Below are 14,075 nucleotides of genomic sequence, written 5' to 3'. Positions count from 1 at the left end.
TATTTGCAAGATGTATCTTCGTCCCCTGCACCTTTTTTATGAAACAGGTGAAAATCCGGAAGGCACAAATCTTCATAATGAAGACATGTTAAGAACAAATACGGGGTTGGGATCAAAGGGGATTCGGGCAACAGGCCGTTGAAAATTGAATTCAGACTATGTGTCTGAAAATTTTTAATTAGCCGCAAAGCCAATATGGACAACACTTCGTACACTGTTTTATCACGGGTCTACATATAAGAGTTTGCCCTTGAATTTTAACAGGGAGAGGCCGGTTCATTTTCCCCGAACATGCCCTTGGCCAAACACAAAAATGAAAACGGAATGTAAAAGGTCGGGGCACAGGCGCGTTTTAGCATTATCTCACTCTTTTCCTTGACCACTTTCAATGTAACCTTTATATTATGTTAAAAATTTAAATGATATGTGTGAGGTTATGATGGACATGGTAACGATAGAAAAGCTTCCCAATACAAAGGATGTGGATGGTGCAAAATGGTGGATAGAGGAAAAGGGAGAATTTGCCCAGATTGCATATAAAGAGGAAATAAGGCATCTGGCATTTTTTGAATTAAAAAAGGGATTTTTCAGAGGGAGTCATGTTCATAAACATAAAGAAGAGACATTCTATGTGATAAGCGGCAGGATACAGGCAATATTCCTGGACATGGACACCTCCAGGAAGGAAGATCATATCCTGGTAAAAGGCGACAGGATACGCGTAAAGACAAATTGCGGACATATCTTCTACGGGCTTGAGGATGCACTTGTGGTAGAATATAGCCCCCAGGTGTACGATAAAGGCGATGCTTATCCGGTTGATTTCGGGAATAAATGATGTTGTGGACTACAGACACAAATAGAAGGTTTTTTGCCTTCTTGTTATCTTATACCAATTTGGATTCAAATATAGCACCCGGAGGGTACCCGGGCGACGGAGGCGTACATTTTAGTATGTCGAGGAACACCCGCAAGCGGGTACACGGACGAAGTCAATAAAGTTATATGAATGAAATGAAGGCGAATTGGTACTTCAGAGGTGTAGGATGTCAGCTATAAAAAGCGCAATAGAATTGGCCATGGAGAGAACAAAAGATCTTGTCATGGATGAGGAAGAGAAGAAGTCCTTAGCTTTAAAGGAAACAGAAAACAAAGTTAAAGCAGTAGTAAGAAGATATCTTAAGGGCATTATCGATGGTAATGGTGTTGACGGGGAGATGGCGAGGATTGGAGCAGATGAAGGGCTGAAGAAGTCGATTTTAATGGACCGGTTAATAGATGAGTTTGATATTAGTAGTAATAACGAGCTGTTGGTTGAACTACTTAAAGTTATAGGTGAAGGTTTGAAGGAGCCTTTTAAACACGAAATGGAAATGATGCAGAAAACCTTTTTAGACGAGACGGGGAAAAGGGAGACAACGGTCAGAGAGAAAATAACAAATCGTCTGGGAGAGATAGGCATTACAGGCAGCGGTGTAGAGCCTAACATCCAGGCATGGGATGAGTGGAACGACAGCGTGGAAGAAGCAGGCAAGTTATTCAAGGACCATATCATCGAATGGAAAAACAGGCTGAAAACAGCGAATGGCAAACAGTAAATGAATTGTTCCATGTTACATATTTTACCTTTTCAACTGCCTTTGTTGTGAACCATAAAATGTAAACCAGGAGATAGCAAATTAATCTGGAAGAAATATACATACAAGAAAGAGGGAGCCTGCAAGGGCTTGCCGATAATGACCCCGTTGAGTTTTTGCATAGGTACGGTGAAAATAGAGATAAAGAGATAGCAGGGTTTCTTGCCTCCCAGTTTGCCTATGGAAAGATAGACCTCTTTAAGAGATTTCTTACGAGCATTTTCAAGCTTATGGGCGGCAATCTGGGTGCGTTTATACAGCAAGGAGATTTTTCAGGGTTTAACAGTTTGTATTACCGGTTTCAAAAAGGCGAAGACATTGCTGATCTATTCAATGTTTTGAAAAAAATAATTGATGAATTCGACAGTATCGGGAAGATGATCGAGTATTTTTATCAAGGCGACACGAGGGAAACGCTGTGGAAGGTGAGAGAACATTTTTTCGGAAAGAGCAATGAACTCACATTTTTCTTTCCAAAGCCGTTAAAGTCGAGCCCATTGAAGAGATGGAACCTTTATTTTCGTTGGATGGTAAGAAAAGATGAAGTGGATATTGGTTTATGGAATTTTATTGATAAGAAAAATCTGATCATTCCCCTTGATACACATCTATTCAAGATTGGCAGATGTCTCGGTTGGACGGGGTGTAAAACCCCGACATACAGGGCAGCCAAGGAGATAACCGAGGCACTGAAAAAGTTTTCTCCTGAAGATCCTTTAAAGTATGATCTCTTCCTGTGCCACAGGGTAGGGATAGGGGCGGAGTGTACCGGTAAAAAGACTGCCGGATGCAAAAAGAAATGTGTTATTTATTGATATTATTTTCCATAGCCGCCTGATTCTATACTGGAAAGTATGCCGTTATGAAATATTAAGGATTCACCTGAACTTGTACCTTGTGTGAAGGGACCCATGTGCTATCCACCCACTGGCCGGGAACTGTAACCCATTCTCCGGGAGGGTTCTCGCCCTTTTTGTACTTTGCTATAAATTCAGGGTCCGGATATGCATAGGCTTGATTTTGAGCGGGAACGCCATAAACAACCGGCTGGGTGTAGACATATACAGGAGGGGCAACCGGAACATACCACGGTACTATGAGCGATGTTCCGAAAAAAACCTGTGGATAATTCCATCCATGATACCGATAGTAACGATACCCACCGTAATATCCAGCTCCCCTGTAATAGCTTTCGGCAGGGAGAGCGAAGGAGAGCGCCAGCAGAATAAATACAGCCAATAAAAGAGTCTTTTTCATTGTTCACCCCTTCAATCCTTTGATGGAGTTTCTACTTATCTTATCAACTATTGATATTATACTACCATTATGAGAGTAATTCAATCCATCCGGCAGCAGGAGATAAAAAAATGAACTACCCCGAAGCAGGGCTTCGAGGAATCTATTGATTGACAACAGTATGGCCATCTGTTAAGGATTTAATGTGAATAAACGATTGAAATTTAAAGGGGAGTTGTCAACGACTGCAATGGGGATTATGCCCCATATTGATATTGATGCGGCGTTAAAACATGCCCTTGGCCTGGATATTCCTTTCTGGCCACAGTTGCCGGGGGTTTCGTATTATGAGGATATGTATGTGCAGGCCATGGAGAACTTCCCCGGTATTGTCATAGATAAGGAACGATTAAGGATGTTTGTTGATACGGATAAGTTTATGGACGATATACCGGCATATCTTGAGAGGGAAGATGACCCTGATTTTTTCAGAATATCCGACAGGTATTCGCTTGTATACCGGCAATTTTTATCGCAGGACCTTGCCTTGTATAAATCTGTCAGAGGCCAGGTGATAAGCCCGATAAGTCTTGCACTGAAAATAGTTGATGAGAATGATAAACCTATAGTTTATAATGAAGAAATGCGTGCACTTGTCTTTTCTTTTATTCAAAAAAAGGTAAATGTACAGTACAGTGAGTTGAAGATGAAGAATGAGAATGCCTTTGTGTGGGTGGATGACCCTGGTCTCGAATTTATATTCAATGCCATGTGCGGATATGAAAATGTGAAGGCCAAACAGGAACTCACCGCTTTCTTTAACAATATAGAAGGACCGCGTGGCCTTCATCTGTGCGGGAATCCTGACTGGGATTTTTTACTCTCCCTGAACATCGAGATATTGTCTTTCAATGCCTACGCTTTCGGGGATATTTTTGTAACATACGACAATGTTGAGAAATATCTGGAAAGGGGAGGTTTGGTAAGTTGGGGCATAGTACCGACATATTATGAAGAGTTTTCAGGGGAGGATGTGGAAAGCATATCCGGAAGGCTTGTGAATATGTGGAGAGTTCTGGAGAAAAAAGGGGTTGATATGGATATGATTATTGGAAACAGCCTGCTTGCACCGGCCACTTGTAATCTGCTTAACCCCGATAAGACGGCAACCGTGGAAAATGCTTTTAAATTGCTCACAGCAGTATCATTACATTTGAGAGATAGATACTTAAGGAATTAAACGTTAAAATAATGACAAACAATGTGTTAAAAAAACGTCATGCGTTACTCTACGGCCTTGTCATGCGAAAAAGAACAGTCGTTGCGTTTGACGTAATTCAAGAGGTATTCACATGAAAAGAGTCCATATTGTGTGCAAAAAAGGCCAGGCACATGCTGCGAAAATAGCCGGGCATATCATAGAAGAATTCGGGAAACAGAACGAAATTTATTTAGATGAAGATTCTGCAAGGATACTTGGGTATGAAAAATATATTGAAATAGAACATGTTGGCGATGAGGCCGATATGATAGTGGTCCTTGGAGGCGACGGCACACTGCTCAGTGTATCGAGGCATATAAAGAAAGAAGACGTACCGATACTCGGGGTGAATCTCGGGAGTCTTGGTTTTCTCACCGAGGTCTCGGTAGAAGAGCTCCCTTCTGTGCTGGGACATGTATTCAAAGACGATTATGAAATATCCAAAAGAATTATGCTTGACATTGTTGTAATAAGGGAAGAGGAAAAGATATTTGAACTTGTAGCCTTGAATGATGCGGTAATTACAAAAGATGCCCTTGCACGGATTATTGATATTGAGACATATGTGGATGATGAGTACCTGACGACAATCAGGGGGGATGGTCTTATAGTATCTACCCCCACCGGATCGACAGGATATTCGTTGGCTGCCGGAGGGCCGATAATCTATCCCTCTTTAAAAAATATAGTCCTGTCGCCCATATGCCCGCATATGCTTACGAACAGACCGATTATACTGCCTGAATGCGTAACAATAAGGGCGTCGTTATTATCCCCCGGTGAAAGGGTTGTCCTTACCCTCGACGGGCAGATAGGCATACCTCTGGAATATGGGGATGAGGTTATCATGAAGAAATCAACACATACGGTAAGCCTTATAAAATCCAAGCAGAAAGGATATTTTGAAATATTGAGAACAAAACTGAAATGGGGTGAAAGGTAACAATGCTTACCTTTCTCAAGGTGACAGGATTTGCAATTATTGATGAACTGCAGGTTGAATTTGAAGACGGTTTCAATGTAATAACCGGCGAGACAGGGGCAGGCAAATCTATCATAATCAATGCGCTTTCCACATTAATCAGCGCAAAAGCGTCTTCAGAAATGGTGAGGAGCAATGCCGGGCAGGCAGAGGTAATTGGCCATTTTTTTAAGGAAGATGAGGAATACTTGCTGAAGAGGGTAATAAATGCTACCGGCAGGTCAAGGGCATTGCTGAATGATAACCCGGTTACTTTGGGTAGGGTGGACGAATTGGGCAATGCGCTTATCAATATTTACGGACAGAATGAATTTCAGCATCTCCTTGATAAAACGAGTTATATTGAGATGTTGGATAATATATTATCGCTTGAGGGAGAGGGGAAGTCCCTTGCTGAAAAGGTGAGGGAGATGAAGGGAATTACTGCAACACTGGAGTCAAAGAAAAGGGAGATTGAAGGCCGTGACAAGGAAATTGCCCTCCTTGAGTTTCAGATTGATGAGATAGAAAGGGAGAATCTGAGGGAAGGTGAAGAGGTTGAGATTAAAGAAAAACTCAAGGTGTTAAAGGACGCAGAGAAAATACGGAACGTTCTTGTGTTGATCAGAGAAGGCATGTATGAGGGCGACAACGCAGTATACGGAATGCTTAACACCTTTGTTATGCTTTTGAAGCCCTTTGGTGATATAGATGCAATAGAGGGATTGAAGGTCAAAATCGAGTCAATGTCCTTTGTTGTTGAAGATGTTTTATCGGAAATGAAGGCTATGGAAAAGATGCTGGATGATGATCCTGATGAGCTTCAAAGGCTCGATGACAGGCTGTCAAGGCTGTATGCGCTTAAAAATAAATATGGAAAGACCTATGCAGATATTATGATGTATAAAGATACGGCCCAAAAAAGGCTTGCCTATCTGAAAAGCATTTCCGATGATATTGAAGAGCTTGAGGAGAAGAAGATTTCACTTGATGCCGGGATCGGGCAGCTTGCGGACAAGCTGTCCGCAGCAAGAAGGGAAGGGGCTCCGGGGATAGAAAAGGCAATTATAGATGAGCTTGGCTATCTCTCCATGAAGGGCATGCAATTCAAAGTGGAGATGACGGATAAGGGCATGATTGATGAAGACGGCAGGGATGATATAGAGCTGCTGATAAGCACAAACCCTGGAGAGCAACCCAAGCCATTAAGGAAGATAGCGTCAGGCGGGGAGTTGTCGAGGATTATGCTTGCCATAAAGAGGGTTATCGGGGGCGATGAGGAACGAACCCTTGTTTTTGATGAAATTGATGCAGGCATTGGCGGAAGGGTGGCCGATATGGTGGGAAAAAGATTGAAAGACCTTTCAAAAAAACATCAGGTAATTTGTATAACCCACCTTCCCCAGATTGCAGTGTATGGAGATCATCACTTCCTGGTTGAGAAGGTTCAGGGGAAGCAAGCCACCAGGACAATGATAAAGAAACTTTCAACAACAGAGAGGGTTAATGAAATTGCCCGTATGCTCGGAGGAGCGGCGATTACGGAAAGAACAATTTTAAGGTCAGAGGAGATGTTGCATAATGCTGAGAAAAGCCGGTATTAAGGATATAAAACAGATCCACAGCATCATAAATTTCTCTGCTTCAAAAGGGGAGATGCTGCCGAGATCCCTTGGTGAGCTGTACGATAACATGAGGGATTGCTTTGTCTATGAGGAAAATGGGGTTATTGTCGGTGCAGGCGCTCTCCATATCTGCTGGGAAGATCTTGCCGAAATACGGTCACTCTGTGTTGCCGAGTCCTTCAGGGGCAGGGGTATCGGCAGAAAGCTTGTTACTGCCTGCATAGATGAGGCCTATGATTTTAAAATTGACAAAATATTTCTCCTGACATACCAGGAGGAATTTTTTAAAAAATGCGGTTTCCGGACTGTGGATAAAAGGGAGCTTCCACAGAAGATATGGTCTGATTGTATAAAGTGTCCTAAATTTCCGGAATGTGATGAAATAGCAATGGTAAGAACAGTGAATAGTGAATAGTAGATAGTGAATAGTGAAAGGCTAAAGGCAAAAGGCTAAAGGCGAAAGGCAAAAGGTTAAAAGTGAAAAGCCAACAACAATGAGGTAATTGAATGGATTATGAAAAGTTAAAAGACAGGGCCGGCAAGGTCTTTGACAGTTATGAACTTTTTTCCCTGAAAGAAAAAGTAAAAAAATATGAAACCAGAGATGCCCAGTTGTGCGGAGTTGAGATCAAAGAAGAGGAAGGCATTGCACTGCGAGGCATCAAGGATAAAAGACTTGTTTTTTCCTATACATATGACCGGGACGACAGCGCAATCGAGGTACTGATAGAAAATGGCGTTTTTCTTTTGCCATATGTGGAAAAAGATGAAAGCGCCGGTTTTCCGGGGAAATATGAAGATTACCCTTTCATGAACATATACGATAACGAGGGCCTTAAAACTGATGATATGCACAAAGTTGCTATGCTTATCGAGATGGAGAAGGCGATTATTGACTATGATAAAAGGATTGTTGTTACAAGGAACTGTGAGCTTCAGGAAGCTGAGATCCGGGTAAAAATAATGAATTCCAACGGTTTAACAACAGAAGGCAGCAAGACATTATATATGCTCTCTGCCATGGCGGTAGCAAAGGATGTAGATGAGGTTTCATGGTATGACTGGCTGTGGTCCAACCGGTTGAATGAAATTGATGCAAAGCTCTTCGGGATACATACAGCCCGAAAGACGGTCTCTTTTCTTTCAAGCGAGCAGATTGAGACAGGTATTTATGACGGGATACTTACCCCGCAGGCGTCCTCTGACATGCTGGGGATACTCGCAGGCTCTTTTCTCTCAGAGAATCTTTATAAGGATAAAACCATGTTGAAGGGCAGGAGAGGAACAAAGTGCTTTTCTGAAATTATCAATATGAAAGACTCCGGTATACACGGAATAGACAGTTTCCCTTTTGACGGCGAAGGAGTCCCTTCTTGTGAAAGCATTGTTGTAAAGAACGGGTATTTTGATGCATTTCTCTACGACGTTTATTACGGCCGTAAATATAATGTACCGTCTACAGGCAATTGTGCGCGGGGAGGGGTGAAAGAACCGCCGAGGTGTGCGCCAAGAAGCTTTTTCATTGAGAAAGGTGTGCGGGATGTAACAGGTGAGTTGACAAATGGCGTTATAATCGAGGAACTTATGGGCACGCATACTGCAAATCCGGTAACCGGGGACTTTTCCCTTGGTGCGATAGGATATATATGCAAAAATGGCAGCAAAAGGCCCTTTAAAGGGGTAATTTTTTCAGGAAACATCTTTGAATTGCTGAGCAATGTGAAAGAGGTCGGGAACGATTTAAGGTTTTACGGTACATGCGGTTCCCCGTCTCTCTACATAGAAGGCTTAAAAATCAGCGGTAAATGAAGTCGTATTGTTTTGATTTAAATAGAGGATCACAATTATGAATGAGCTTAAAAGCTATGCCTTGCAAGGTACTACTGAACATATTTTAAATTTTATGGAGGGGATGAACAAAGGCGTTGTGCTTGATATTCCTTCCGGCCAGGGAGCACTGTCAAAGAAACTTGAAAGTATGGGATTTACAGTATTTTTAGGTGATCTTGAGGGTGAAAATATACTTTACAGAAACAAGAGGGTGGTGCAGCTTAATCTTAATCATTCATTGCCTTATAAAGATAGAATGTTTGATTTTGTTATATGCATTGAAGGGATAGAACATATAGAAAACTCTCACCATCTGATAAGGGAGTGTTCAAGGGTGCTTAAAACAAACGGCTACCTTGTTCTTAGCACGCCGAATGTGATGTCAATAAAATCAAGAATAAGGTTCCTGTTTTACAGTTACCTCGATTATTTTAAGTATTACGGCTCGATTACTGAAGAATCCAGGCATAAATTAGATGACTATGATCATCAGCATATAAATCCTGTTTTTTATGGGGAGATTAAATATATTCTGAAAAAATATGGATTCACTATTGAGAAAATAGAAGCAAATAGAAAGGTTAAAAAGTGGAAGGTTATTTATCCCTTTATTAAATGGCTTATTAGAAATAAAACAAAAAAACGTTTTCAAAAAGATGCATTTTATCTATCCGATGCATTATTGGAAGGCGAAGATTTACTATATATTGCAAAACTTTAACAAAACGTATTTGTTAGTCTGATTATATATATTCATTTTGGAGAACTATGAAAAAAATACTTCTTGTTTTCGGCACCAGACCTGAGGCCATAAAAATGGCGCCTGTAATAAACAGGCTTAAAAAGCATAAATCAAAATTTGCCGTGACTGTCTGTGTTACGGCTCAACACCGGCAGATGCTTGATCAGGTGCTTTCAATTTTCAGGATTTCCCCTGACTATGATCTGGATATCATGAGGGCAAATCAGGATTTATTTGACATAACAATAAAATCTCTTAAAGGGCTCAAAGAGGTTTTTGAAACGGTCAGGCCGGATATTGTATTGGCTCAGGGAGATACAACAACTGCCTTTGTCGCAGGGCTTACCGCTTTTTATTTGAAAATACCCGTAGGCCATGTTGAGGCAGGTCTCCGGACGTATGATAAATACAGCCCCTTTCCCGAAGAAAAAAACAGGCATCTTTTAAGCGTGCTTACCGATTATCATTTTGAAAAGATATGGGTGACAGGGAATACTGTCATAGATGCGCTCCTGCAGGTAGTCAAAAGTCAGAAGTCAAAAGTCAGAAGAAAGGTGTATCAGGATTATTTTAAGGAGCATTACAACCTGGAACTCGAAACTCGAAACTCGAAACTGCTTTTAGTCACCGGTCACAGACGGGAAAATTTCGGGGAAGGCTTTGAACATATATGTCAGGCCTTAAGGGCAATTGCGGAAAAGAGGGATGACGTGGCTATCGTATACCCTGTTCACCTTAATCCTAATGTGCAAAGACCGGTAAAAAGGATATTAAGCGGGATTAAAAATATTTATCTTATTGAGCCCCTTGAATATGAGCAGTTTGTCTTTTTAATGAACAACTCCTATCTGATTTTAACCGATTCCGGTGGTATTCAGGAGGAAGCGCCATCTCTGGGCAAACCGGTCCTTGTGATGAGAAATACCACTGAGAGGCCTGAAGGCATAGAGGCAGGTGCGGTGAAGCTGGTTGGAACCGATCAGAATAATATCATGAACGGCACCCTGGATCTGCTGGAAGACCGGGTTTTGTACGAAAGGATGTCGAAATCCGTGAATCCTTATGGTGATGGCAGGGCGTCCGAGAGGATAACTGATATCCTCCTCATGAAATTACAACAATAAGAAAAAACGGTAAGGAAAATGTTGTAATCCAATACGCCGCGGGCTTTTACTGCAAGCGAAAAAATCGACCTTTTGATAGGGTTGGACTATGCTCTCCCTACATCTTTTCCCATTATTTTCCAGAAGAGTTCTTCCATTTCGGGAGTAAGTTGTGGCATTCCATCTGTCTTAATCGCTTTAATCCGCATGTCATACATACTTTCAAGCTGAGGCAGGAGCATTTTAACCTCCGGGGAGTTTTCCACTCTTTCGATTATTAAATTGCGCTGCTCCAGCGCTTTTTCGAAGTCTTCTTTATCGACAGGGATGTTGTAAAGCGTGTTCAATATCTCCATCAGCCTGACCTTCCCCATATAATCCTCGCCAAACATAACATACTGGGGCAGAGAGACGATGAGCACGATTGCTGCAATCCCTGATTCCGCCGCCTCTTTTGTGATCAGATTTATAATGGTTGAAGCGCCGTGATAAGTAATAGGCAGGGCGCCTATTTTCTTTATATCCCGTATCGCATCTTCTCCCATTCCATATCCGCTGACAAGTAAAGGTCTGGTGTGAGGTACCGTATCATACATGCTTCCCAGAAGAATATATCTCTTCGCTTTAAAGGTTTTGAGAAGCTTCAATACAGAACTGATATACAACTCCGAATGGGTATGGGGTTCCAGGAGGCGAAGCAGGATAAGATCGTTCTGTCCTTCTCTTCTTGCATGGTGAATTGTTGTATTGGGTATGGACAGGTCACGAATACCCTCATCAAGATGGATAGTAGGCCGGTATCTCGTGAAATCGTAAAAATGACCTGGTTTGGATAGGGTTCCCAATTCCGTAGCCCCGAATCTTGTCTCCAATTCGTTCAGAACCAGACTGCCGACATTGTTGACATCTATCCAGGGATGAAGTGTGGCCAGAACATAAGGCTCATTGCACTCAGGAACAGGCTCGTGTAATTGAAAACCACCTATTCTCATTTATAATTCCTCCTGCCTGAAAAGTATTTTGTTGGCAGTCATATTACCATGATCAATTATCATCTAAAGATCTCTTATGGGTAATAGGCGACGAAGATAAGATTATAAAAATAATGTAGCTGTTTACCTTTATCTTTATTATCCGCCTCTCTGCCTTTTGTTATCGGATTATACCAGATTATTCTTCATGGACGGTAGTTTTTTTACGGCCGCTGGGTGTGATGCCCGTCTGTCCGGATTGTCCTCTGTTTACACTGCCCGCCTCCCATAAACAGTATGAATGGTGGAGAGACTTATCCCTGCCCTTGTCGGTCAAATTGTTAAGGACCAAAGATTTATAAAATAAATGTTTTCAAAAAACAGACAAAAATGTAAATATAATAGACCACAATATGCAATATTCCGGTAAGGAGGTCTTTAATGAAAATCACCAATCTTGAAGTAACGGAGAAAATTAAGGTCGTCATGGAAGGTGCACACAAAGCCTTTAAACAAATCCCCATATCGAAACAAGACGGTTCGCCCAATTTTGTCTTTCGGGTTTTTACAATCGAGCCGGACGGACACACCCCGTACCATCAGCATCCCTTTGAGCATGTAAATTATATCATTGAAGGAAAAGGCGCTGTTGTAATTGAGGGCAAAAAAGAAAAGCCCGTTCAAAAAGGTGATTTTGTTCTTGTTCTACCCGGAGAAATTCATCAGTACATGAATAAATCAAAAAATGAACCCCTTGTCTTGATCTGTGCAGTTCCTAAGGAATACGAATAGAGCCGGCATATGATATATGACCTGATATATGACCTGATTAATAAAAATAGAAGCTACCGGCGCTATTACCAGGATATGGCAATAAACGAAGAGCAACTTAAATATCTTGTTGAACTTGCCCGTCTTTCCCCTTCAACTGCCAATCTTCAACCCTTAAAATTTATCCTCTCATGGACGTTGGAAAAAAACAGTCTCATATTCCCCTGTCTTGGCTGGGCAGGCTACCTGAAAGACTGGGGAGGCCCGGAGGAAGGAGAAAAGCCCTCCGGTTACATAACAATCCTCGGCGACAAAGATATTATGGAAAACTTTGACTGCAATCACGGAATTGCAGCACAGAGCATTCTATTAGGGGCAGTAGAGATGGGTTTCGGCGGATGCATCATAGCTTCCATACAAAGAGACAAGCTAAGGGCTGCGCTGAAAATACCTGAGAAATATGAGATATTGCTTGTCATCACCCTTGGCGTTCCTAAGGAGCTTGTTGTCATAAACGAAGTAAAAGATGGGAACATAAAATACTGGAGGGACGAAAAAGATATTCACCATGTCCCGAAACGCCCTCTGTCCGAGATCATTCTCGATCTTTAGTCGAATTTATATCAATTCGAATTCAAAGACAGCGCCCGGAGGGTGAAGGTTTTTACAATTTCATTTTTTTACTCAAGGAAGTCCGTGAAAAGACAGGATATAATTCCCCTTGTCTGTATTGGCTTTGCAGAGATTTTGATACTGGTGTTCACTGTGAACACCAGTGGTTCTGCCTATTTCTGGGGGCTGTAATTTTGTCAAACCGTACTGAAAATTCCGGTTCTTATAGTTTTACCGGTCAGAAGTTGTGAAAAAATTCCAATTTAGCCGTCACTCCCGTGAAAACGGGAGTCCAGAACACATTTAAATCACTGGATTCCCACGCTTGTGCCCTTCCACGCTTGTGCCCTTCAGGGTATTCGTGAGAATGACAAAACGACAGAAATACGACTTTTTACGAGTGCATCACTATTCACTAACGACTATTCACTGCCCATCTCATACCTGTGGCGGTTTTTTCTTGCCGTATGGGATGTTAGGCACCTGTTGTTGTACAAAATCACAGAAAACCTGCAGTTCATAGAGATAATTTTCAACGTCTTCCCGTACATAGGTTCCAAGGCCTTGCTCAAAAGCTGTCTTCATTGATACAAGACCTTTAACCTGCTTCTTCACAGGTATGGGTTTTGTGACACCCGGGTCCGGTTGGGGTTTCTTCCATGCCGTAAGCAATTTCTCAAGTGCGAGATAGGTTACAGGCGTCTTCATAATGGCCTCAAAAATCTTATCGCAGTCAGGGCAATCGAGGTTGGCAGCGAATAGGTACCCCTGAGAAACAGGCAGAGTTCCTGCCTGAATTTCGGCCTGAATCTCGGGAGAAAGTTTTAAAAGTGATAGCCCGTTAAACAGCGTATTTATTGACTTTCCGGTGAAAAGTTTTAAAAGTGATAGCCCGTTAAACAGCGTATTTATTGACTTTCCGGTGATTTCTACAATTGCCCCAAATGTTGGGGCAATTTTATCAGACAGCTCCTCAGGTCTTCGCTTGTAACTTACCAAATCATTCATCACCCCATCCACGTCATAATTTTTATCGGGAAGTTTCGCCTGAATATACGCCAATATCCCCTTTGCCTGATCCATGGGGTTTAAGTCTTCTCTTTGGAGGTTTTCTGTCAGTTGAAGTGCTATAACCTCGCCTGATTCCTTACCTGCTTCTATGACCCGCACCGGTACTAATTCAAATTCGAGTTGCCGGGCTGCTGCAAGACGCCTCTCCCCGCATATGAGGTTGTATGAGTCGCCGTCTCCTTTTGTTACAAGGAGAGGTTCCAGGACACCTTTGTCTTTGATCGACTGCATGAGCGATTTGAATGAATCTGTTTC

The 14,075-nt window shown here is 42.0% G+C and carries 15 protein-coding genes; 12 read left to right on the top strand and 3 right to left on the bottom strand.

Annotation, left to right across the window (positions count from 1 at the left end):
• Positions 1–436: 436 nt before the first annotated feature.
• From NT178_08595 to NT178_08585, 3 genes are all read left to right on the top strand, one after another.
• Positions 437–838 (top strand): cupin domain-containing protein, encoded by a 402-nt coding sequence (locus NT178_08595; protein MCX5812587.1) that lies wholly within the window; start codon positions 437–439, stop codon positions 836–838.
• A gap of 208 nt (positions 839–1,046) precedes the next feature.
• Positions 1,047–1,598 (top strand): hypothetical protein, encoded by a 552-nt coding sequence (locus NT178_08590; GenBank protein ID MCX5812586.1) that lies wholly within the window; start codon positions 1,047–1,049, stop codon positions 1,596–1,598.
• 119 nt (positions 1,599–1,717) lie between these two features.
• A complete protein-coding gene (locus tag NT178_08585) occupies positions 1,718–2,452 on the top strand; it encodes a TIGR02757 family protein (protein MCX5812585.1) in 735 nt (244 codons plus the stop codon).
• Between the two features lie 55 nt (positions 2,453–2,507).
• Here the strand turns inward: NT178_08585 and NT178_08580 are convergent, their stop codons facing one another.
• On the bottom strand, positions 2,508–2,894 hold the full coding sequence (locus tag NT178_08580; GenBank protein MCX5812584.1) for a hypothetical protein: 387 nt from the start codon (positions 2,892–2,894) through the stop codon (positions 2,508–2,510).
• Between the two features lie 184 nt (positions 2,895–3,078).
• Here NT178_08580 and NT178_08575 point away from each other — a divergent pair, with 184 nt between their 5' ends.
• The 7 genes from NT178_08575 to wecB all read left to right on the top strand — a co-directional run bounded on the left by NT178_08575 (position 3,079) and on the right by wecB (position 10,416).
• Complete coding sequence (locus NT178_08575) at positions 3,079–4,113, top strand: hypothetical protein (GenBank protein ID MCX5812583.1); 1,035 nt, start codon at positions 3,079–3,081, stop codon at positions 4,111–4,113.
• A gap of 112 nt (positions 4,114–4,225) precedes the next feature.
• Complete coding sequence (locus NT178_08570; GenBank protein ID MCX5812582.1) at positions 4,226–5,077, top strand: NAD(+)/NADH kinase; 852 nt, start codon at positions 4,226–4,228, stop codon at positions 5,075–5,077.
• Between the two features lie 2 nt (positions 5,078–5,079).
• Positions 5,080–6,699 carry a DNA repair protein RecN gene (recN, locus tag NT178_08565; GenBank protein MCX5812581.1) on the top strand — a complete coding sequence of 540 codons (1,620 nt, stop codon included), beginning with the start codon at positions 5,080–5,082 and terminating at the stop codon, positions 6,697–6,699.
• Positions 6,677–7,135, top strand: coding sequence for an N-acetyltransferase (locus tag NT178_08560; protein MCX5812580.1), 459 nt, complete (start codon positions 6,677–6,679; stop codon positions 7,133–7,135). The genes recN and NT178_08560 overlap by 23 nt, the downstream gene beginning before the upstream one ends.
• A gap of 92 nt (positions 7,136–7,227) precedes the next feature.
• Positions 7,228–8,529 carry a TldD/PmbA family protein gene (locus NT178_08555; protein MCX5812579.1) on the top strand — a complete coding sequence of 434 codons (1,302 nt, stop codon included), beginning with the start codon at positions 7,228–7,230 and terminating at the stop codon, positions 8,527–8,529.
• A 37-nt stretch (positions 8,530–8,566) separates the two neighbouring features.
• Positions 8,567–9,271: a methyltransferase domain-containing protein gene (locus NT178_08550; protein MCX5812578.1), complete on the top strand. Its 705-nt coding sequence runs from the start codon at positions 8,567–8,569 to the stop codon at positions 9,269–9,271.
• 47 nt (positions 9,272–9,318) lie between these two features.
• The gene (gene wecB / locus NT178_08545) at positions 9,319–10,416 is read left to right on the top strand and encodes a UDP-N-acetylglucosamine 2-epimerase (non-hydrolyzing) (GenBank protein MCX5812577.1); all 1,098 of its coding nucleotides are present in this window, start codon (positions 9,319–9,321) and stop codon (positions 10,414–10,416) included.
• An 86-nt stretch (positions 10,417–10,502) separates the two neighbouring features.
• On the opposite strand, the gene NT178_08540 is transcribed toward wecB, so the two are convergent.
• Entirely contained in the window at positions 10,503–11,387 is an 885-nt protein-coding gene (locus NT178_08540; GenBank protein ID MCX5812576.1) for a PAC2 family protein, read from the bottom strand.
• A 420-nt stretch (positions 11,388–11,807) separates the two neighbouring features.
• Between NT178_08540 and NT178_08535 the strand changes: the two genes are divergently transcribed.
• Both NT178_08535 and NT178_08530 read left to right on the top strand, forming a co-directional pair.
• Complete coding sequence (locus NT178_08535; GenBank protein MCX5812575.1) at positions 11,808–12,158, top strand: cupin domain-containing protein; 351 nt, start codon at positions 11,808–11,810, stop codon at positions 12,156–12,158.
• A 9-nt stretch (positions 12,159–12,167) separates the two neighbouring features.
• Positions 12,168–12,749, top strand: a complete 582-nt coding sequence (locus tag NT178_08530; GenBank protein ID MCX5812574.1) for a nitroreductase family protein — start codon at positions 12,168–12,170, stop codon at positions 12,747–12,749.
• A gap of 438 nt (positions 12,750–13,187) precedes the next feature.
• On the opposite strand, the gene NT178_08525 is transcribed toward NT178_08530, so the two are convergent.
• Positions 13,188–14,075, bottom strand: an 888-nt coding sequence (locus NT178_08525; GenBank protein MCX5812573.1) for a ParB/RepB/Spo0J family partition protein, incomplete at its 5' end; no start/stop codon positions are given.

The sequence above is a fragment of the Pseudomonadota bacterium genome (assembly GCA_026388255.1).
In the GTDB taxonomy this organism is placed as follows: Bacteria; Desulfobacterota; Syntrophorhabdia; order Syntrophorhabdales; family Syntrophorhabdaceae; genus JAPLKB01.
The sequence above is the reverse complement of the archived record's forward strand: the minus strand, read 5'-3'. Positions and strand labels throughout refer to the sequence as shown.